This is a genomic window from Archangium sp. (genome assembly GCF_057119385.1).
The window spans coordinates 62516-82298 of sequence record NZ_DBNGVP010000163.1 but is presented as its reverse complement, the minus strand read 5'-3'; the positions used below and the strand labels follow the sequence as shown (position 1 = coordinate 82298).

Annotated in this window: 18 protein-coding genes; 6 read left to right on the top strand and 12 right to left on the bottom strand. The window is 69.5% G+C overall.

Annotation, left to right across the window (positions count from 1 at the left end; all coding sequences use genetic code 11):
- Positions 1–33: 33 nt before the first annotated feature.
- From AC16DP_RS39675 to AC16DP_RS39655, 5 genes are all read left to right on the top strand, one after another.
- Complete coding sequence (locus tag AC16DP_RS39675; protein WP_329733067.1) at positions 34–651, top strand: TetR/AcrR family transcriptional regulator; 618 nt, start codon at positions 34–36, stop codon at positions 649–651.
- Positions 632–1501 carry an SDR family oxidoreductase gene (locus AC16DP_RS39670; protein WP_329733068.1) on the top strand — a complete coding sequence of 290 codons (870 nt, stop codon included), beginning with the start codon at positions 632–634 and terminating at the stop codon, positions 1499–1501. Before AC16DP_RS39675 ends, AC16DP_RS39670 begins: the two co-directional genes overlap by 20 nt.
- Before the next feature lie 217 nt (positions 1502–1718).
- The gene (locus AC16DP_RS39665; protein ID WP_329733069.1) at positions 1719–1865 is read left to right on the top strand and encodes a hypothetical protein; all 147 of its coding nucleotides are present in this window, start codon (positions 1719–1721) and stop codon (positions 1863–1865) included.
- Positions 1866–2042: 177 nt separating this feature from the next.
- Positions 2043–2816 carry a hypothetical protein gene (locus AC16DP_RS39660; protein ID WP_329733070.1) on the top strand — a complete coding sequence of 258 codons (774 nt, stop codon included), beginning with the start codon at positions 2043–2045 and terminating at the stop codon, positions 2814–2816.
- A gap of 242 nt (positions 2817–3058) precedes the next feature.
- Entirely contained in the window at positions 3059–3667 is a 609-nt protein-coding gene (locus AC16DP_RS39655) for an RICIN domain-containing protein (protein WP_329733071.1), read from the top strand.
- Positions 3668–3697: 30 nt separating this feature from the next.
- Here the strand turns inward: AC16DP_RS39655 and AC16DP_RS39650 are convergent, their stop codons facing one another.
- The 9 genes from AC16DP_RS39650 to AC16DP_RS39610 all read right to left on the bottom strand — a co-directional run bounded on the left by AC16DP_RS39650 (position 3698) and on the right by AC16DP_RS39610 (position 16037).
- Positions 3698–7312: a WD40 repeat domain-containing protein gene (locus AC16DP_RS39650; protein WP_329733072.1), complete on the bottom strand. Its 3615-nt coding sequence runs from the start codon at positions 7310–7312 to the stop codon at positions 3698–3700.
- A gap of 218 nt (positions 7313–7530) precedes the next feature.
- Entirely contained in the window at positions 7531–8022 is a 492-nt protein-coding gene (locus AC16DP_RS39645; protein ID WP_329733073.1) for an SCO6045 C-terminal-like domain-containing protein, read from the bottom strand.
- Positions 8019–8855: an MbnB/TglH/ChrH family RiPP precursor modification enzyme gene (locus AC16DP_RS39640; RefSeq protein WP_329733074.1), complete on the bottom strand. Its 837-nt coding sequence runs from the start codon at positions 8853–8855 to the stop codon at positions 8019–8021. Before AC16DP_RS39640 ends, AC16DP_RS39645 begins: the two co-directional genes overlap by 4 nt.
- Positions 8852–9778 carry a TIGR04222 domain-containing membrane protein gene (locus AC16DP_RS39635; RefSeq protein WP_329733075.1) on the bottom strand — a complete coding sequence of 309 codons (927 nt, stop codon included), beginning with the start codon at positions 9776–9778 and terminating at the stop codon, positions 8852–8854. The genes AC16DP_RS39640 and AC16DP_RS39635 overlap by 4 nt, the downstream gene beginning before the upstream one ends.
- A 353-nt stretch (positions 9779–10131) precedes the next feature.
- Positions 10132–11994: a glycoside hydrolase family 15 protein gene (locus tag AC16DP_RS39630; protein ID WP_329733076.1), complete on the bottom strand. Its 1863-nt coding sequence runs from the start codon at positions 11992–11994 to the stop codon at positions 10132–10134.
- Between the two features lie 178 nt (positions 11995–12172).
- On the bottom strand, positions 12173–12865 hold the full coding sequence (locus AC16DP_RS39625) for a hypothetical protein (RefSeq protein WP_329733077.1): 693 nt from the start codon (positions 12863–12865) through the stop codon (positions 12173–12175).
- Entirely contained in the window at positions 12862–14103 is a 1242-nt protein-coding gene (locus tag AC16DP_RS39620; protein ID WP_329733078.1) for an AAA family ATPase, read from the bottom strand. The genes AC16DP_RS39625 and AC16DP_RS39620 overlap by 4 nt, the downstream gene beginning before the upstream one ends.
- A gap of 106 nt (positions 14104–14209) precedes the next feature.
- Positions 14210–14839: a cyclase family protein gene (locus AC16DP_RS39615; RefSeq protein WP_329733079.1), complete on the bottom strand. Its 630-nt coding sequence runs from the start codon at positions 14837–14839 to the stop codon at positions 14210–14212.
- A 103-nt stretch (positions 14840–14942) separates the two neighbouring features.
- Positions 14943–16037 carry a glucose 1-dehydrogenase gene (locus AC16DP_RS39610; RefSeq protein ID WP_329733080.1) on the bottom strand — a complete coding sequence of 365 codons (1095 nt, stop codon included), beginning with the start codon at positions 16035–16037 and terminating at the stop codon, positions 14943–14945.
- Between the two features lie 98 nt (positions 16038–16135).
- On the opposite strand from AC16DP_RS39610, the gene AC16DP_RS39605 reads away from it, so the two are divergent.
- Positions 16136–16771: a hypothetical protein gene (locus AC16DP_RS39605; protein WP_329733081.1), complete on the top strand. Its 636-nt coding sequence runs from the start codon at positions 16136–16138 to the stop codon at positions 16769–16771.
- 30 nt (positions 16772–16801) lie between these two features.
- Here AC16DP_RS39605 and AC16DP_RS39600 read toward each other — a convergent pair whose 3' ends face one another.
- The 3 genes from AC16DP_RS39600 to AC16DP_RS39590 all read right to left on the bottom strand — a co-directional run bounded on the left by AC16DP_RS39600 (position 16802) and on the right by AC16DP_RS39590 (position 19764).
- The gene (locus tag AC16DP_RS39600; protein WP_329733082.1) at positions 16802–17461 is read right to left on the bottom strand and encodes an HNH endonuclease family protein; all 660 of its coding nucleotides are present in this window, start codon (positions 17459–17461) and stop codon (positions 16802–16804) included.
- A complete protein-coding gene (locus tag AC16DP_RS39595; RefSeq protein WP_329733083.1) occupies positions 17458–18753 on the bottom strand; it encodes an AAA family ATPase in 1296 nt (431 codons plus the stop codon). The genes AC16DP_RS39600 and AC16DP_RS39595 overlap by 4 nt, the downstream gene beginning before the upstream one ends.
- A 126-nt stretch (positions 18754–18879) precedes the next feature.
- Positions 18880–19764, bottom strand: a complete 885-nt coding sequence (locus AC16DP_RS39590; protein WP_329733084.1) for a hypothetical protein — start codon at positions 19762–19764, stop codon at positions 18880–18882.
- Positions 19765–19783 lie beyond the last annotated feature (19 nt).

The following is a 19783-nucleotide window of genomic DNA, read 5'->3' as shown; positions in this document are numbered from 1 at the left end:
TTAGCACTAGCTAACCAATCAGCGAGTGGAGTCATGGCACGTCCCCGACAGGTCCTGGACGAGGAGATTCTGGTAGCGGCCCGGGCGTGTTTCATCGAGCACGGAGCCTCGGTGAGCACGGAGGCCATTGCCGCGCGTCTGGGGGTGTCGGGGCCGGCGCTGCTCAAGCGGTTCGGCACCAAGCGGGAGCTGCTCAAGGCGGCGTTCTCCGTGGGCAGGCCGCCGCCGTGGCTGCCCATGGTGGAGGCGGGGCCGGACGAGCGAGAGCTGACGGTGCAGATCCGCGAGCTGGCGGGGACGATCGACGCCTTCTTCCGGGAGATGGTGCCGGCGTTCGCGGTGCTGCGCGAGGCGGGCCTCACCCCCGAGGAGCTGCGGGGCGAGAACCAGCAGGTGCCCGCGCCCGCGCGCGCCAGCCTCGCGATGGCGGGCTGGTTCCGGCGGGCCCAGGAGCAGGGCAAGCTGCGCGAGGGGGACCCCAGCGTGATGGCGAGCCTGTTCCTCGCGGGCATCCAGCACCGCTACTTCCTGGCCCACGTGACGAACCAGCGCGTCCCCACGGAGGCGGAGGATCCCTGGTTGGAGCGCATGGTGGACATCTTCTGGCGCGGGGTGGCACCGGAGGCGGGCCATGGGAAGCACGGCCGCTGAGGCGAAGGGCCCCCGCGTCCTGGTGACGGGGGCGTCGGGCAACGTGGGCGCGCCGCTGGTGGAGCACCTGGTGGCCGGGGGTGCGCGGGTGCTCGTGGCGTCGCGCGATGGGGCCCGGGCGCCCGCGGGAGCCGGGGCCGTGCGCTTCGACTTCGAGGACGCGGCGACGCATGCGCCCGCGCTGGAGGGGGTGGAGAAGCTGTTCCTCCTGCGCCCGCCGGCCCTCTCGGACGTGAAGCGGCACCTGCTGCCGGTGGTGCGCGCGGCGAAGGACGCGGGCGTGCGGCACGTCGTCTTCCTGTCGCTGCTCGGGGTGGAGAAGAACCCGATGATGCCCCACGCCCACGTGGAGCGCTTCATCCTGGAGGCCGGGCTGCCGCATACCTTCCTGCGCCCCAGCTTCTTCATGCAGAACCTGAGCACCACCCACCGCGACGACATCCGCGAGCACGATGAGATTTTCGTCCCCGCGGGGAAGGGGCGCACGGGCTTCATCGACGCGCGGGACATCGCCGCCGTGGCCGCGCGGACGCTGCTGGAGGACGGGCACGAGGGCAAGGCGTATGACCTCACCGGCTCCGAGGCCCTCACCTACGCCGAGGTCGCCGCGCTCTTCACCGAGGTGCTCGGCCGGCCCATCCGCTACCCCGAGCCCGGGGCCCTGCGCTTCGCCGCGCGCTGGTACCAGCGGAAGCAGCCCGTCCCCTTCATCGCGGTGATGACGGGCATCTACACCGTGTGCCGACTGGGGCTCGCCGGGACGGTGACACCCGAAACCCAGACATTGCTGGGACGGGCGCCCCTCTCCATGCGCCAGTTCATCCAGGACCACCGGGCCTGCTGGATGTGAGGCGGGCTCGTCAGGCAACTCGTGCAACAAGTTGTTGCACAATTGCTCATCTGGCCGGGGAGTTCCGCCGCGAATCAGCGATGACACGCTCGCACTGCTCGTAACCTGCCCGCGCCTCCTCGGGAGTCTCCAGCGGCCCTCCTCGCTGCAGGACATCGCGCCTGAACGGCGGCGTCTGGGTGATATCGACACAGCCGGGGCCGCCTGGAGCCGTCACTTGGGCCCAGCGGGTCCGGCGGCGCAATACCAGACGTCGTGCACTCCCGCTTCGAGCGGGGTGCCGCCGAGGTGCTCCAGCACCGGTTGGGTGGCGCACGTGCTGGAGCAGCGCGAGGCGGGCTTCATCCAGGGGCAAGTCCCCTGACACCTACACCTGTGCGGTGCCGCCAGAAGAATCGACAGGGGCTGTACGCTGTGACGCTTTCCGTGACGCTTGCCGTGACGGCAGGGGTGCAACTTTCTTCTCGCATGCGAAGGGCGGGCAGTTGGCACCGGAGCAAGCGTGGATGGAAGCAATACCCCGAAAGGCGAACGAGGAACCATGAACGAGAACAAGACGACGATGTGGTGCTCGGTGGCGAGTCTGCTGGCGGCGAGCATGCTGATGGGCGGCTGCATGGCCGACGCCGGTGGGGAGGGCGAAGGGGTCTCGGCGGAAGGGTCGAACGTCGCCGCGAGCGAGGAGCTCGGCGAGGCGACGCAGGCGATCAATGAGTGCGGGTTCCTGTACCCCGGCGAGACGCTCTTCGCGGGTCAAGCGAAGTACTCGTGTGATGGCCGCTTCATGCTGACCGTTCAGACGGACGGCAATCTCGTGCTCTACGGCCCCGTTGGGGCGATCTGGGCAACCTTCACCTCCGGGGCCGGCAACAGGCTCGCCATGCAGTCCGATGGCAATCTCGTGCTCTACACGTCCGACTACGCTCGTCGGCTGTGGAGCACCAATACCGCCACCGCCTACTACGGGTACGCGAGTAAGTTCGCCGTCCAGAATGACGGGAACATGGTGGTCTACGATAATGTCAACTACCCGGTGTGGAGCAGCGCCACGAACTTCGCGTGCCGGCTGTTCAAGGGGACGGGCACTGACGGAAACCTCTATTCCTACAAGAAGTGTGGCTGGAACGCGTCTTGGTTGAACAACCCCAGCTATCCGGGCTACCAGGAGCCGCTGGTCGGCTCCGAGCGCCCGTGGAATGGCGGTTGGGCCAGCACGAACAACCATCCCGTGGTGCCCACCAACTCCGCGGCCACCGTGAACAGCTTCATCGCCGGCACCTACGCCTACGGAGAGTGCAGCCAATGCGTGCAATGACTCCCGTCTGTTCCTGGACGGGAACGCATTCGCGAAGCTCCACTTGCAGGGTCTCGGCCGCTTAGCGGAGGCGCGTTGGCCCCGCGGGCTCCTTCCTCCCCAGTTCCATGGGGGGGGACGCTTCCCCAGGCTCCCGCGATTGCTCGGCAAGCACCGACCCGCCTCCACCGTGACGTTCTCTGTGACGATTTTTGGGATGTCGCTGCATTAGACAACCACGTGTCCTTTGAAAGGAGACGTGCATGGATAAGGGAAACAGCGGCTGGCGCCTGTCGTGGGCGCTCATCATGGCCTTCACCTTCGTGGTGGGGTGCGGGACAGGCGGTGAACTCGAGCAGGCCGCTGGCGGCCCCTCGGAAGACGAGCTGACCCGCCAGACACAGCACATGGAAAACGGTCAGCGGGTGGCCCTGCTCTGCGACACCACCCAGTGTCGGGACGCTTCAAACAACCTCGGGATGTGCCTGTATTCAGACCCCAATGACCTGTATAATGGTCAGCCGCGGGTCCGCCAGTGGATTTGCAATATCCTTTCGGACCCACGCTTCCAGTGGCGCGCGTGGTACAGCAATCATGGTGGGTATAGGCTGCTGCAGAATGCGGCCACACAGGGTTGTCTGTATGCGGAACCCACGGCCCGTGTCCTCGTCACCGTGCCCTGCGACGGCTGGGGCACCGACCAGTCGTGGAGGAACGTCAATGGGCTGCCCAATGTCAATCTGCTGCAGAACGCTGGCAGTCAGCGCTGCGCCAATCCGTACTACAACTCTCTCGAGATGGGCAACTGGCTGCATGACTGGCCCTGCAACGGCAGCGCGCAAAACCAGGATTGGTTCATGAGCCCGTTCTGAGGCACCGTGGAGGCCACGCCTCCCTCGTCATCACAAGGTTTGCTGGATGTGACGCGCTCGCTCGCGCTCACACCGCTCGTAACCCTCCCGCGCCTCTTCGGGAGTCTCCAGCAGGTAGCGCTGGCGCTGCTCCGGCGTCAGGCTGCCCGTGACCGCCTCGCGCAGCAGTGCCTGCAGCCGGGCCGTGCCCACCGTCCAGAGGCGCACCGTTCCGTCCTCCGCCACCGACAACACCCGATCGCCCTCCGCGCTGAACGCCGCGCGCTCCATCCGGCCTTCGGGTCCACCGAGCACGAGCGGATCGCCGGTGCCATCCGCTCTCCACACCCGCACCGTCCCGTCCTCCGACGCCGTGAGCACCCGCTGACCGTCCGCGCTGAACGCCGCGCGCTCCACCCGGCCCTCATGGCCTCGGAGCACCACGGGCTCACCCGTGCCGTCCGCCCTCCACACCCGTACCGTTCCGTCTCGTGAGGCCGTGAGCACCCGTTGCGCGTCCGCGCTGAAGGCCGCGAGCTCCACCTCCGCTTCCGGGCCCACGAGCACGCGCGGCTCGCCCGTGCCATCCGCCTTCCACACCCGCACCGTCCCGTCCTCGGCCACGGTGACCACCCGCTGCCCGTCCGCGCTGAGCTCCGCGGCCCTGACGCCTCCCGTGTGACCCGCGAGCACCACCGGCTCGCCCGTGCCGTCCGCCCTCCACACCCGCGCCGTCCCATCCCGCGACCGCGTGAGCACCCACTGCCCGTCCGGGCTGAACTCCGCGGACCACACCTCTTCCTCATGGCCTCGCAGCACCACCGGCCCGCTCGCGCCGTCCACCCTCCACACCCGCACCGCCCCTTCCTGCGACCTGGTGAGCACCCGCTCCCCATCCGCGCTCAGCTTCGCGGGCCACAGCATCGCCAGGTACCCCTGGAGCACCACCGGCTCTCCCGCTCCGTCCGCCCTCCACACCCGCACCGTCCCCGCTCGCGAGGCCGTCACCACCCGCTCGCCGTCCGGACTGAAGGCCCCGGCTCCCACTTCTCCCTCGGGGCCCGCGAGCATCACCGGCGCTCCGGCTCCGTCCGCCCTCCACACCCGCACCGCTCCGTCCTCCGACGCCGTGAGCACCCGCTGACCGTCCGCGCTGAACGCCGCGCACGTCACCGCGCCCTCGTGCCCCCCGAGCACCACCGGCTCTCCGAGGCCATTCCATACCCGCGCCGTTCCATCCTCCGAGGCCGTCAGCACCCGCTGCCCGTCCGGGCTGAACTCCGCCGAGCGCACCTCCGCCACGTGGCCCCTCAGCACCACGGGCGCTCTCGTGCCGTCCGCTCGCCACACCCTCGCCGTCCCGTCCTCGGACGCCGTCACCACGCGCTGCCCATCCGCGCTGAACGCCACGCTCGCCACCGCCGCCGCGTGCCCCTCGAGCACCACCGGCTCGCCCGTGCCGTCCGCGCTCCACACCCGCGCCGTTCCGTCCTGCGAGGCCGTGAGCACCTGCTGCCCGTCCGGGCTGAATTCCGCGCGCGTCACCGCGCCCGCGTGGCCCGCGAGCACCACCGGCTCGCCCGTGCCGTCCGCTCGCCACACGCGCGCCGTTCCGTCCTCGGAGGCCGTCACCACCTGCTGTCCGTCCGCGCTGAATCTCGCCGAGCGCACCGGGCCCGCGTGCCCCGCGAGCACCCCGGGCCTGCTCGCGCCATCCGCTCGCCACACCCGTGCCGTTCCGTCCTCGGACGCCGTCACCACCTGCTGCCCGTCCGCGCTGAACTCCGCGCTCAGCACCCGGCCTCCGTGGCCTCGCAGCATCACGGGCTCGCCCGTGCCATCCGCCAGCCCCACCCGCACCGTGCCGTCCTCGGACACGCTCAGCACCCGCTGCCCGTCCGGGCTGAACTCCGCCGGCCACACCCGCTCCTCGTCCGCCCCGAGCACCACCGGCTCGTCCGCCCCGTCCGCCCTCCACACCCGCACCCGCCCCTCCTGCGACGTGGTGAGCACCCGCGCCCCGTCCGCGCTCAGCTCCGCGGACCAGACGCCTCCTTCGTGCCCCGCCAGCACCACCGGCTCGCCCGCCCCGTCCGCCCTCCACACCCGCGCCGTCCCGTCCGCCGAGCCCGTCAGCACCCGCTCGCCGTCCGCGCTGAAGGCCGCGAGCTCCACCCGCCCCTCGTGGCCCGCGAGCACCCGCGGCTGCATCGCCCCCCGGTGCAGCGCCTCGAGCACGCTCGGGTGCCACTCCGGCGTCCGCTCCGGCTCCGCCACCTCGCGCAGCACCCGCACCGCCAACGCCAGATCCCACTCGAGCAGCCGCCTCGCCTGGAGCACCCGCGCCACGTCCCTCGCGTACCGCGTGCGCTCGCGCTCCCGCGCCTCCGCCTCGCTCGCCCTCGGCTCCCGCTTGCGGCTCTCCCGCACCCACTCCACCAGCCGGCCCCACCGGCGGATCAACGCCTCGTGCGCCAGCCTCAGCCACGGCTCCGGCGGCTGCCCCCCGTCCTCGCCCCGCACCACCAGCCGGTGCCGCACCAGCTTCTCCACCACCGCGTCGAACGCCGCCGCCTCGTCCTCCCGCTCCGGGCGCAGCTGCTTCCACCCCTCGCGCCGCGCGTGCGGGCTCATCTCCTCGCGCAGGTCCACCAGCCTCGCCAGCAGCCGCCGCGCCTGGTGCCGCTCCGCCTCGGGCAGCGACTCGTAGAGCCGGTCTCCCGTGCGCGCCATCGCCCCCACCACCCCGCCCAGCTCCTCGTACGCCGCCCGCGTCAGCCGGCTCCCCGTACGGCGCTCCCAGAGTTGGTCCAACGCGTGCTCCAGCAAGGGCAGCGCTCCGGGCTCCTGCTCCACGTCCCGCCGCAGCACCTCCACCAGCCCCGGCTCCAGCTCCAGCCCCACCACCCGCGCCGGGCCCTCGATGACGTCCACGAGCTGCTCGGCCCGCGGCGGGCCCACGAAGAGCCGGTGCGCCGCCGAGTACACCACCGACTCCAGCTGGGGCCCCTCGTGGTCCACCCGCACGTGCTCGCAGCGCCCGAGCGCGTCCACCCGCAGCGTGGCCACCACCACCGCCCGCACCTCGGGCGTGTGCGCGAGTCTCCACAGCGCCCGCATGAGGGCCTCGCGCTCCTCCACCGTGGCCACCTGCGTGAAGAGCTCCTCGAGCTGATCCACCACCACCAGCAGCCACCGCTCCGGCCCCGCCTCGCGCAGCCGTTTCGCTTCGCGGAGGACCTCGGCGACGGTGGCCCCCTGGCCCGTGGGCACGGTGGCCTGGCCGTGCAGTCCGGAGAGCAGCGCGCGCAGCCGGCCGAGCGAGCTGAAGCGGCCCGGGCCCTCCTCCACCTCGAGCATCCGGGCAGCGCCGGCCTCGCCGGGCCGCAGCACGACGGTGTCCCAGGGCTCGCGCGCGTCCTCGTGCAGGCGAGGCACCAGCCCGGCCAGCACCAGCGAGGACTTGCCGCTCCCCGAGGCCCCCACCACCACCTGGAAGCGCGAGCCCCAGCCCCCCATGGACGCGCGGACGCGCAGCACCAGTTCGCGCTCCAGCTCGCCGCGGCCGAAGAAGAAGCGTCGGTGCTCGGGCTCGAAGGCCAGCAGGCCCCGGTAGGGCCGGACGTCGGAGGGCGTTGGGTGGGCCGCGAGGGGCTCGTTCCGCACGGGCGCAGCTTAGCAGCCGAGGGGCTCGGACAGGGGCTCCACCCGGGTTGCCCGGAAGGCGGGCGAGCTCCAGACCCTCACCCCCACCCTCTCCCAGAGGGAGAGGGAGCCTGACACGGGCTCAACCTGGGGGGCTCGATACCCTCACCCCGTCCCTCTCCCGGAGGGCGAGGGGATTTGTCCGCGTCTGGGTCAGATGAGCGCTCGATCTTGCTGCTTCAGCGCTCCCCTCTCTCGAGGCTCCACCAGAGGACCCGGCCTCCGGGCAGTCGCACCGCCAGCATCCTCCGCTTCGTCCTGCCCACTCGCCCCGTCTTCAGCACCACCCCTCGCCGCGCCGCCACTCCTCCCTCGTCCGTCAGCCTCCAGCGCAGCTCGAAGTGGAGCCACTCCTCCTCCGCTTCCGCTGGGAAGACTCCCGCCGTTCGCAGGCTCCCGGCGAAGCGCCTCCCGTCCGCCAGCGGATTCGGCTCCACTCCCAGTAATGGGTTCTCCCTCGCCCACGTCTCGAAGCTTCTCGCGAAGTCCGCTCCCAACGCCGCCGCCAGCATCGGCCACGTCCGCTGCACCAGCCTCCGGCGCTTCATCCCCAGTGCCTCGGCCGCCGCTCCCACCCGCTCCTCATCGAAGCCCTCGGGCACCGGCTCTCCCATCCCCAACGCCCGCGCCAGCTCCGCCTGCGCCTTCGCCAATCGCTCTCGCGCGCTCATGCGCCCCCACCCTTCCACCTCGCCAGGCCTCGCGCCTGCGCCGCCCTCATCGCCTCCAGCTCCGCGCCCAGCACCTCCGGCGGTGGGAAGTGGTCATCCCACTCGAGCAGCGCCGGCACCGGCCCCACCCGCTCCACCAGCTTCTCCAGCAGCACCCGCGGCCCCTCGGGCACCCCGTGCGCGTGCGTGTCGTGGTACAGGCCCCCGCGCTTCACCCCTCCCGCCACGTGCACGTAGGCCAATCGCTCGCGAGGCACCGCCTCCAGCACCGCCTCCGCGTCCGTCCCGTGGTTGAGCGCGTTCGCGTACAGGTTCGCCACGTCCAACAGCACCCCCACCCCCGTCCGCTCCAGCACCCCCGCCAGCCACCGGGCCTCCGTCATCCCCTCGCCCGGCCACTCGAAGAGGCTCGCCACGTTCTCCAGCGCCAGCGGCACCGGCAGCGCCGCCTCCGCCTGCCTCACGTTCTCCGCCAGCACCTCCCACATCTCCCCCGTGCGCGGCAGCGGCAGCAGGTGCCCGCTCTCCACTCCTCCCGCTCTCACGAAGGCCAGGTGCTCGCTCACGCACACCGCGCCCAGCCGCTCGGCCAGCCGCGCCAGCATGTCCAACCTCTTCCGCTCCGGCGGCTCCGCGCTCCCCAGCCCCAGCGACACCCCGTGCAACACCACCGGCACTCCCCGCTCCTTCAACCGCTTCAGCGGCTCCGGCAGCGCTCCCTTCGGATCCAGGTGCTCGGCCAGCACCTCCACGAAGTCCACCCCCTCCGCCTCGTCGAGGTAGTGCGCCAGCTGCCTCCTCCACCCCAGCCCCACTCCCGCCGGCGGCTTCAATCCCCGCCTCCTCCACAACCGCCGCAGCCTCCGCCGCAACCGCCTCCCCCGTCTCCTCCGCCGCTGTCACCGCCGCTGTCACCACCGCCTCCACTGTCACCGCCGAAGTCGGCGTCCATGCCCCCGCCCCCGCCCCCGCTCCCCGGCGGCACCAGGTACTCGCGCAGGTCCCCCAGCCCCGAGGTCACCAGCAGCCCCGTCCCGAAGAGCCCCACCGCCAGCGCCACGCTCCCGCTGTTCATCACCCCCCACGCCCCGTCCGCCTTCGCCGTCGTCCGCAGCGCCTCGTTGTCCTGCCTCAGCTTCGCCAGCGCCTTGTCACCCCGGAGCGTGCGCCGGGGCACTCCCCCCAGCGCCCAGAAGCCCACCACCGTGGCGAAGCAGAGCAGAATCACCAGGAACCCCACCGGCCTGCCTCGCGAGAGCCCCACCATCAGCTTCATCAACCCCAGCGCCAGCCCCGCTCCGAAGAAGAGCCACTTCGGGTAGCTCCCGTACCGCTCGGCCACCTCGGGCTTCATCAGCAGGCCCCGCTGGCGCAGCCCCTCCTCCATGGCGTCCAGTTCCCGGCCCAGCTTCTTCTCCAGCTCCGAGACATCCCCCATCCCACCGGCCACCGCCTCGTACACCGCGAGCTCGAAGGGCAGCAGGCGCATCGGCGGCCCGTCCACCGTCCTCAGCACCCCGTGCTCCAGCCGCAGTGCCCCGGCATGCACCAGCGCCGCCACCGCCGCCCTCACCACTCCCTCCCTCCGCTGGAGCACCGCCACCTGGTACGCATTCAACTCCAGCTCTCCGGGGCGCGGCTCCTCCGACGGCTGGTTCAACGTGAGCTGCCAGGTCTTCGCCACGAGCAACAGCAGCACCAGCAACGGGATGTACACGCTCAGGAACTGCTCACCACTCCAGTCCAACGGGTTCATGGCTTCCCTCCTCCGGGCTCTCCGCCCTTCTCGGGTTTCGCCTTCCCTTGAAGGAAGAACGGACCGGAGGTAACGGCTCCTCCTGTGACATCTGCGTGACTCGCAGGGAGCGGGACGGTGACGTCCGGCCCGGAGTGTCTCATGGGAACCGCGGTGCCGGACACAGGGGCAACCCGGGGTCCGAGATACCCTCACCCCGGGGGGCTTGCCCCCCTTTGAACGACGGGGGGCTCCTCTCCCGAGGGGAGAGGGGAAATGGTCGGGCAAGGGAGGCGCGGAGCCTTCCGGTGGCGAAGTTCGCGAACTGGTCCGATTGTTGGACCAGTGGGTGACGAGCGCGCCCGGCGGGCGGCTCAGTCCCTGTGGCCCAGCGCCCGGTCCAGGTTGTACGCCGCGCTGATGAGCGACAGGTGGGTGAGTGCCTGCGGGAAGTTGCCCAGCGCCTCACCCGAGGGCCCCGTCTGCTCCGCGTACAACCCCACGTGGTTCGCGTAGCCCAGCATCCGCTCGAACGTCAGCCGCGCCTCGTCCAACAGGTCCGGCCTCATCACGCTCGCCCGCGTCATCGCCTCCACCATCCAGAAGGTGCACAGGTTGAACGTGCCCTCCCTCTCCCGCGACACCCCGTCCTCCGTCGCCTCCGCGTCGTAGCGGAACACCAGCCCGTCCGACGCCAGCCCTCCTTGCGCCGGCGGCTTGCGCAGGATGTCCAGCATCGACAGCATCCTCGGGTCCACCGGCGACAGGAAGAACACCAGCGGCATCAACAGGTTCGCCGCGTCCAGCGCCATCGTCTCGTACGACTGGATGAACGCGCCCCGCTTCGCGCACCAGCCCTTCTGCATGATCTCCTCGAAGATGGCGTCGCGCGTCCGCAACCACCGCGCCCGGTCCGCCGGGAAGCTGCGCTTGTCCGCCAGCCGGATCGCCCGATCCACCGCCACCCAGCACATCATCTTCGAGTACACGAAGTTCTGCTTCCCCGCCCTCACCTCCCAGATGCTCTCGTCCCGATCCCGCCAGTGCTCGCACACCCAGTCCACCAGCCGCCGCAGGTGCCTCCAGAAGTCATACGAGATGGGCGCTCCGTGCTTGTTGTACAGGTACACCGAGTCCATCAGCTCCCCGTAGATGTCCAGCTGGAGCTGGTGCGCCGCCCCATTCCCGATGCGCACCGGCCTCGCGCCCCCATAGCCAGACAGGTGCCACAACTCCTGCTCCCTGGGCACCTCGCCCCCGTCCAACGCATACATGAGGGGCAGGGGCTCTCCCTCGGGCAGCTCCGCGATGCGGGCCTCCAGCCAGCGCATGAAGGCCCCCGCCTCCTTCTTGAAGCCGATGCGCAACAGCGCGTACACCGTGAAGGCCGCGTCGCGAATCCACACGTAACGGTAGTCCCAGTTGCGCACGCCGCCTGGCGCCTCCGGCAGGCTGCACGTGGGCGCCGCGACGATGGCCCCCGAGGGCTCGAACGTCATCAACTTGAGCGCCAGCGCCGAGCGCTGCACCACCTCGCGCCACCGCCCCGTGTAGCTGCAACCCGCCACCCAGTGCCGCCAGTAGTCCACCGTGCCGCGGAACAGCGCCTCCGAGGCCTCGTGCCCCATCACCGTGTCATGACACGAGTCCGGTGCCCCCTCGCGCAGGCCGAACACCGCCGACTGTCCCTCGTGCAGCGTGAAGCGCCCGGTGACGCGCCGCCCGTCCGTCTCCAGCGGCACCGACGTCACCAGCGTCAGCTTCAGCGTCTCCGACAGGAAGCTCGCCCCGCCGTGCAGCATCCGCACCTGGTGCACGTCCCGCCCGTAGTTGAAGGCGGGCATGCACTCCACCCGGAAGGCCAGCTCGCCGCGCACCACGCGGATGCGCCGCACCACCTCGCGCCCCCGGCCCGGATGGCCCTCTCGCCCCATGGGCATGAAGTCCACCAGCTCGCCCACCCCGTCCGGCGAGTAGAAGCGCGTCACCAGCACGTTGCTGTCCGGCCAGTAGAACTGCTTGTGCACCACCCGCTCGCCGTCCACCTCCGGGGCAATCCGGAAGTGCCCGCCCTTCTCCGGATCCAACAGCGCCGCGAAGACGCTCGGACTGTCGAAGTGGGGGAAGCACAGCCAGTCCATCGTCCCGTCCGTCGCCACCAGGGCGACCGTGCGCAGGTCCCCGATGACGCCGTGGTCCTCGATGGCTGGAGCGCGCGACGTCTTCTGCCCATTCATACAGGCTCCTCCACGCGCGCGGGGGACCCGGGCACCCTCGCCTTCGGCGGCCTCGCGGCGTCTAGGAGATGTATGCGCCCGACTGTCGGGAGGTGACGGGAGGCCAGCCTCCGCCCGTCCTCCTCCTCACCGAGGGAACTCCGAGCGCTCGGATGTCGCTACGAGGACCATCCAAGCGTCATCCAACCGTGCACTCATCTACGCTCGACACGAAGCGTGAGTAGGAATCGCTCTTCGCCCCGGGCCTCCGCGCCAGATTCTTCTCACGAACCTGCCGTGCGATCGCCGGTGAGTCGGACTCCTGGTAGTGCGGAAAGCCCTTGCGCTTCTCGGGCTTGAGATCCTTGGGAACGACCCTCTTGCGAAGCTCCTCCTTGGCGTCCTTGATGAGCCCGACTCGCTTGCCGAGATGGTCATCGGGAGCACGCCAGCTCTTCGGTCTCACGGCTTGGACCGCATCGGGCCACATGAACCACCACGCCTCCAACTCCCAGGCTGGCACCACTGCGTGTGCCGGGCAGCCAGCCTTCGCCAAGGCCGTCTCGATCTTCGCGCACACCTCCAGGTGCTTGGGCTCCACTTCGTCGCAGTCCTCGTGGGCGAAGACACACGCCACGTCATGCGTGGCCCGCTCGATATCCACGGCGTCCGCGATCCTCTGGGCGCGTTCAGGAACATCTTCCGGCCGTGCGTTCTTGATGAGGACCAGCGGTTGTCTTCGGTGCTGAACCTGGCCGACAAGCTCCGGTCGAAGACCCTCGATGAGCTCACGGATGGACTTCGTGTCGTTCTCGTCCTCACCAAAGACCAGAACGATCGAGGGACGTTTGTCACCCTTTCCCTTCTGATGCTTCCCCTTCTTGAGACTCACCGCGGAACACCTCCAAGCGCTCCGGTGAACCAGAGCTCCCCAAGCCCCATCCTGCCTTCGGCCCGTTGCTCCATGGCCCGGACCTTCTCCGGATCGGCCGCGGGGATGCGGGACTCCCCGGTCCGAGGGTCTCGCTCACAGACGATGAGCTCATCGGCTCGCAGCCGGTTGACCAAGGAGGGTGAGTGCGTCGCGATGAGGAACTGCGTGCGCTTGGAGGCCCAGCGCAGACGCTCGACCAGCCGGTCGAAGACGTACGGGTGAAAACCGTGATCGATCTCCTCCACGCAGGTGAGCAGCGGAGGGTTCGGGTCGTAGAGCATGGCCAGCAGCGCAAGTGCACGAACGGTGCCGAAGGAGGCCTCGGCCAGTGTCGTGCGCCCCTTCAGGCCAGACTCCTCCAACTCGACGGTGACGGCCTCGGCGGCCCCACCCACCTTTCGCAGGTGGATGCGCTCGAGACCCGGGACGATGGCGCGGGCGTCCTCCTGCAGCCGCTCGAAGGTCTCCTCGTCCTGGCTCAAGTAGTGGAGGAAGGCCGCGAGGTTGCTGGCGTCCGGCTGGAGCGTGGGGCTGCTCGAGACAGTGGACGGCTGTCTCGCGGCACGGGCGTCCACGTCGAAGACCCGGAAGGTGGAGAAGAGCTCGGCCATCTTGCGGACCGCGTCGCCGCCCTGCGCGGCGGAGAGCCGTGGCAGGGTGGAGAGCCCCAGCGAATCGCTACGAAGAGCGAAACCGTGCGTCGTCTTCTTCTCGCCGCGCGTCTCGACCAACTCCGCTTTCTCGCCGCTGATGGTGATACGCCGCCCACGGCCCTTGGAGGGCTTGAAGGTGAAGTGCTCACTTCGGGTCAGATAGGTCTGGAAGATGGGGATACGCCCTCTTTGCTGCTGGAGACGCCTCGCTATCCGCATCCGCTCGAAGCTGAGCCCGTACTCATCCGGCGCCCCCTTGTGGGCATAGGAGGTGACGTTCGCCTTGACGTGGATGCTGATGGTGGGGAGACGAGCTGTCTTGCTTCCACCGCGGAAGTACACCCGCTCGAAGCCCTGGCGCCGCTCCAATGACGGCACCAGATCCTCCCGTGCCGAGTCTCCCAGGAACTGGATGACGTCGAGCAGGTTCGACTTGCCACTCCCGTTGGGTCCCACCAGCACGTTGAGCGGCCCGAGCCGCACCGTGACGTCCCGGAGGCTCTTGTAGTTCTTCACCGAGAGTTCGAGGAGCGGCACCGGCATGGGGCCTGAATCATGAGCACGGCACCCCGAGCTCCACAAGCAAAGGAAACGGGCAGAGGACCCAGAACCCCTCCGCCCATGCGTAATCCGAATGCCGTCCTGTGGACTACTCGCGCATCGCCCGCAGCAACGCCCGCGCGGGCGAGCCCCACTCCGCCTTCACGTTCAGCGGCAGGCACACCAGCTCGTGCATGCCCACCTTCACGTCGCTCAAGTCCAGGCCCTCGATGACCCACACCCCGGCCTCGCGCAGCAGCTGGTGCACGGCCACGCCGTCCGAGTGGAAGCCCGAGCGCGACACGTAGTCCACGCCCACGCACGCCACCTGGCGCTCGATGAGCAGCCGCGCCGCCGCGTCCGACAAGCGCACGAAGTCCTCCCCATGCGGCCGCTTCCACCACTCGCGCTGCGAGTTGCGCGTGCGCAGCAGCAACCGCTCCCCCGCCCTCGGCTCGTACTCGGCCAGCGAGTCGGCCCGGATGCAGTCCACGTCGTCCAGCAGCAGCACCCGCGCCTTGCCCACCGTGGCCGTCAGCGGCAGCCGCTCCATGTCCTCCAGATCCAACTCGAGGCTCGGCGGGGCCGTCACGTACGTGCCCATCCACGCCGCGCGCTTGAGCCACTCGGCCTGCTCCGCCGAGCTCTCCGGAAGCCCCGCCCTCGGTGCCTCAGTCGTGCCCTCCGGCGGCGGCTCCTCACCAAACGGCACCGAGATGTCCAGCCAGGCTCCCTCCATGTGCTTCTCCTCTTCGCGGGACGCGGGTGTCCTCGGGGTTGAGAGACCCTCACCCTAGCCCTCTCCCAGGGGGAGAGGGGACCCACGCAGTGTCACCCGTTTCTCACCCCCGGGAAAAGACGATGATGTCCTTGATGTGGCTTCCCTTCCGACCCGTCACCACCTCGGCGTAGTCCTCGGGGGCATGCCGGGCGGTGATGAGCCGCTCCAGGCCACCGGGCCACTTCGTCCGGAAGCGCCCGAGGTCCGCCACCGCCGCCTCGAAGTCCTCCGGCGCCGCGTTCACCGTGCCGAGCACCACCTGGTTGTTCATCACCCACTGCTTCATCAGCTCGCCCTCGTCCAGCTCGCCCTCCTCGCCGCCGGGCACGCCGGTGAAGACATACACGCCGTTGGGCGCCAGGGCCTTCATCAGCTCGAAGCCCGCGCTGGCCACGCCCGCCGCCTCGTACACCACGTCCGCCCGTCCCCGCTGCTTCACCAGCTCCTCCACCCGGTGCTGCTTGGAGGACACGTACGGCATGCCCAGCGACTCGGACATCTCCGCCTTGGGGTTGGGCTTGGGCGAGCGCGAGTACATCGTCGTCTGGAAGCCCGCGCGCATCAGCGCCATGGCGCCCAGCAGGCCCACCGGCCCCGCGCCCAGCACCACCGCCCGGCCGCCCTCCTTCTTCTCCCAGGGCATGCGCGTCTGGATGTGCCCCACCTCGCGCAGGGCCTTCTCCGCGATGGTGAGCGGCTCCGTCAGCACCGCCACGCCCCGCAGCTCGCGCGGCACCGGGTGCAGGTAGAGCGCCTCCTCCACGAAGAGCTCCGCGCAGAAGCCGTGGGCCGCTTGAATGCCCCGCTCGGTGTACTCGCCGGTGACGCAGAAGTCCGAGTACCCCGCGCGGCACGGTGCGCACTCCGCCCGGGGGCACGGCCGGCGCACGCGCGGCACCACCAGGTCCCCGGGCTCGAGGTTCTTCACCTGCTCGCCCACCTCCACCACCTCGCCCAGACACTCGTGGCCGACGATGAGGTGGTCCTCCCCTTCCGGAGGCTTGCCGTGCTTCTGCTCCACCACCTCCTTGTCGGTGCCACACACGCCCACCTCGAGCGTGCGGACCCGGACCTGGCCAGGCGAGCGCAGCGTGGGCTCCGGCACGTCGATGACCTTCACCTCGCGGCCCTTCGGGAACACGGCCACCGCCTTCATCTCCACCTCCTGGGAGTCCCGTCGATGCCCTGGATTCACCCGGAGCGCACCCGGGAAGGAGGAGGGGGCACCGGTGGTGGACACTCGGGAGGGGCGGGGTGCGTACCGGTCCAACGGAGCGGGACGTGCGTTTGCGCGTGCTCCGCACCCGGGAGCGGGTTTATGACGGGGCCGTGAGCGACTCCGCGCCCTCCGTCACCCCCTCGCGCTCCCTGTTCATCGCCGCCCTGGGCGTGCTGGCCCTGTCCGTGCCCTTCTTCATCTTCGGGCTGAGCTTCCTGGACACGAAGGCCCGCATCGAGCTGCAGTGTCAGCGGGGCGGGGGTTGTGCCCTCACCCGCAGCGGCTGGCTGACGAAGGAGCGGCCGCTCGCCTTCTACCCGGGGGAGATCCAGGAAGCCCGGGTCGAGCGGAGCCGCAGTCCCCGGGGCGAGCAGCAGAACATCTACCGGCCGGTGCTCGTCACCGTCCGGGGCGAGTTCCCGCTGTCGCACCAGTGGATGGAGGAGGAGAAGGAGGCCAACCGGACCGTCGTCTCCGTCAACCGGTTCCTCAAGAACCCCGAGACGCCGGGCTTCACGCTGTGGCACGACAACCGGCCGCGCGCCAGCCGCATGGGTGCCATGTTCACCGTGGCGGCGGTGCTGGTGCTGCTGCTCGGGCTGTGGCTCCTCTGGCGCGCCGTGCGCCGCCGCCGCGAGGAGCGCGCCCAGGGCACGGCTCCGGGGGTGTAGCGGGGCGGAATCTGGAGCAGACGAAAGGCCCTACCTGGGCACTGGCCGCTTCGCCCTGGCCTTCTTGCGTCGAGCCGCGGCGCGCGCGGGTGAAAGCGCCGAGGGAACGAGGCCTTGCCGCTTCAGCTCCATGGCCACGAAAGGGCTCCATTCCATGAGCTGTTTGAAGGTGAGACCTTCGCTCGGGTCCCTCAAGTGCCGGAGGTATGCGTCGTAGTGCTCCTCGCGAGCCTTGCGGCACTCCCGGTCGTTGAGCCTCAGACGGTGGATGGTGTCCAGCACCCGCCGTCTCACGCTGGCCTTCAGCTCGGGAGCGGGCAGCACCTCGAGCGAGGAGAGCTCCAGGATGAACCAACCGTCCTGCACGTCGAAGGGGTCCAGGACATCCTCGAAGACCCCTTTCCGGGCATTCATCAAGGAACAGACGAGCCGGAAGTTGGACCACTCGTAGGCCAGACGGGGGTTCTGCGACTTGGGAGCAAGATGCTCGACGGTACGCGACCCCGTGCCCGGTGCGATCCGTACACACAGATAGGAACAGATACCCCCATAGGCATCCCAGAGTTGGCCCAGGCACTTGCGCCACAACTCCGGCATCTTCTGGGGACTGCGTGTCAGGACCTTCCGGCCGGGCCGGCGCACCTTCGCATCGAAGTCCCTGGGCTCGGGCTGGGGCTCGACGTGAATCATGGCGCGATTCCCGCGGCACGCGCTCTCAGTTCCCACCGTGGCCAGAAGGGGTCCGTGTCCTTGAGCACCTTGTGCAGCTGGCGGTGGATGCGCCTGACCTCCTTGATGTCCAACCCGGGGTCGCGCAGGGCCGCCGTGGCCTGCTCGAGCGCCTTCTCGGCTTCGACGGAGCGTGGTTCCCCCAGGTCGAAGATGTCGGAGACGAGCCAGGCATTCGCATCTCCTCGCGGGCGCCAGTGCGTCTTGCGTACCTGAACCGTCCTCGCTCCGTGTGCATCCTTCACGAGATCGAAATCGAAGAGCGCGTCCCGTTCCGTGTCGAACAACGGCTCGACGGAGGCCAGCATGAGGGGTGCGTGCGTGGCGGCGATGACCTGGATGCTGGCCCCCTCCTGCAGACGTGTGACGATCTTCAGCAGGGCCGGCAGGACGAGCCGCTGCCAGCGTGGATGCAGATGCGCTTCCAACTCATCGATGAGCAGGACGATGCGATCCGTGGGGAGCTCGTCGGCCAGATGCGAGGCCTGGACATGCTCGTGCCAGGTCCACACGAGCAGATAGGCGAGCGCGAGGATGCGGCGGGCTCCGGCGGAGGCATGGATGATGGGAATCCTGCCGTAGGGGAGCTCGAGGCTGGGATACACGCGTGCATCGGTACGGCTGAGGCGCACGGGCTCTCCCGGTTTCAAGGTCTCCGCCTCTCCGGGAGAAAGGACCTCGAGCACCTCACAGAGTGTCTTGTATTCAGGTGAGTCCTTGAGCTGCCAGGTGACCCAATCGCTGATGAGGCCATTACAGAGCAGGGTATTCGGTTCCTCGCCGGGCAATCCATACCAGAGCGTCCTGGGCGAGAACTGATAGGAATTCACGTGGTTGCGTTCGGGGAGACCGCCCTCGTCCAGCTTCCCTTCCTTCCAGTAGTTCCGGGCAGGGTCCCAGACGGAGAAGCCGCCCTCGACGCGGGCATAGATGACGAGCCCCGGATTGGGCTTTCTTCCCTGCGAGCGCTTCCAGGACCAGGTCTTGAGATCGAACCGGGCGGTCTGCTTGCTGGATCTGCTCTTTCCGCGAACCTGGTAGGAGATGAAGGCCTTCTTGCGGCGTCCGGGCTGAGGCCACGCCTGCTGAGCCTCCTCTCCTGGCCAGGTGCGGCTCAACGCCCACCAGGCCGTGTCCAGGATGAAGGATTTGCCAAGCCCGTTGTCGCCCGTGAGCAGGTTGAGCCGGGGGTTGAACCCCAGCATCATATGCTGTGCTGGCCCTACGTACTTCAGCTCTAGCGTCTCGAGCATCGTCCCTGGCTCCGCGCGGGCACATCCCGCGCTGCCACGCAAGTTAGCAGGCCAATCGTGCTGCGCCAGCCTCCGACTCGCCATCCGATGACCATCCCGCAGAGTCGCCCGCGATGAAGGAGGCCCTCACGCCGCGGACCGGGCCCGTTCCTCCGTGTCGAACGGGATGAAGCGATCCGGGTACGGCCGGGCGGCGGCGTCCACGTCGGCGCGGAGCACCTCCTCCATGAGCCGCTCGCGTCCGAAGAGCTGGTAGTACTCGGGCATCCCATCCACGATGCCGCGTGCCACCAACGGCAGCAGCCGCTTCGCGATGGCCAGCCCCGGTCCGTCCAGCTGGCTGCGCGCGTAGTGCACGTGCCCCACTTCATCCACCATGATCTGCGCGAACAGCTCCTCGATGCGCGCCAGCGGCTCCGGCTGGTCCGAGAACAGCTCCCGCGCCTTGTGCAGCAGCAGGTGGAACATCGCCACGCCGGTGATCTCCCCGCACAGAATCAACGGCAGGCCCAGCTTCTTCGGCAGCCGCGCCATCGTCTTGATGAGCCATTGCTGGCCGAGGCCCGGATCCAACATCTCCATCTCGAGCCCAATCACTCGCAGCGCGTCCCGCAGAATCCGCGTGTGATAGAACTCCTCGATTCCGATGTACGTCGCCGGGTCCCCCGGATCGCCATTGCGCTCCGCGGTGCCAATCCGGTGGGCGTACTCGACGCCGAAGCGCTCGCTCCGGTTCGTCTTCGCCACGCACAGCGCCCAGAGCGTGGGCTCGTCCAGCTTCTCCTCGGGCCGGTACCGCACGTGGTGCCGGTCGAACACGTCCTGGCGCACCACGGGCGCTCCGGTGCGCCGCACGGGCCGTTGCTCCACCTCCTGGTAGAACGCCTCGCGCACCGAGAACGTATGGGATTGCCACTGGGGCTCGCCGTCGCGCCCGCGCAGGTAGGCGAGGTAGCGCCGGTGGAAGTCGGCCTTCTGGGTCGGGGACAGCGGCGTGAAGAGGTCGGTCACGACGGAGGCTCCTGCTCAC

Excerpts from the sequence above, each read along its gene's own strand:
- AC16DP_RS39630 (WP_329733076.1), bottom strand. The coding sequence starts at position 11,994 with ATGAATGGGCAGAAGACGTCGCGCGCTCCAGCCATCGAGGACCACGGC.
- AC16DP_RS39655 (WP_329733071.1), top strand. The coding sequence starts at position 3,059 with ATGGATAAGGGAAACAGCGGCTGGCGCCTGTCGTGGGCGCTCATCATG.
- AC16DP_RS39675 (WP_329733067.1), top strand. The coding sequence starts at position 34 with ATGGCACGTCCCCGACAGGTCCTGGACGAGGAGATTCTGGTAGCGGCC.
- AC16DP_RS39660 (WP_329733070.1), top strand. The coding sequence starts at position 2,043 with ATGAACGAGAACAAGACGACGATGTGGTGCTCGGTGGCGAGTCTGCTG.
- AC16DP_RS39615 (WP_329733079.1), bottom strand. The coding sequence starts at position 14,839 with ATGGAGGGAGCCTGGCTGGACATCTCGGTGCCGTTTGGTGAGGAGCCG.
- AC16DP_RS39610 (WP_329733080.1), bottom strand. The coding sequence starts at position 16,037 with ATGAAGGCGGTGGCCGTGTTCCCGAAGGGCCGCGAGGTGAAGGTCATC.
- AC16DP_RS39595 (WP_329733083.1), bottom strand. The coding sequence starts at position 18,753 with ATGCTCGAGACGCTAGAGCTGAAGTACGTAGGGCCAGCACAGCATATG.
- AC16DP_RS39645 (WP_329733073.1), bottom strand. The coding sequence starts at position 8,022 with ATGAGCGCGCGAGAGCGATTGGCGAAGGCGCAGGCGGAGCTGGCGCGG.
- AC16DP_RS39620 (WP_329733078.1), bottom strand. The coding sequence starts at position 14,103 with ATGCCGGTGCCGCTCCTCGAACTCTCGGTGAAGAACTACAAGAGCCTC.
- AC16DP_RS39670 (WP_329733068.1), top strand. The coding sequence starts at position 632 with ATGGGAAGCACGGCCGCTGAGGCGAAGGGCCCCCGCGTCCTGGTGACG.
- AC16DP_RS39600 (WP_329733082.1), bottom strand. The coding sequence starts at position 17,461 with ATGATTCACGTCGAGCCCCAGCCCGAGCCCAGGGACTTCGATGCGAAG.
- AC16DP_RS39635 (WP_329733075.1), bottom strand. The coding sequence starts at position 9,778 with ATGAACCCGTTGGACTGGAGTGGTGAGCAGTTCCTGAGCGTGTACATC.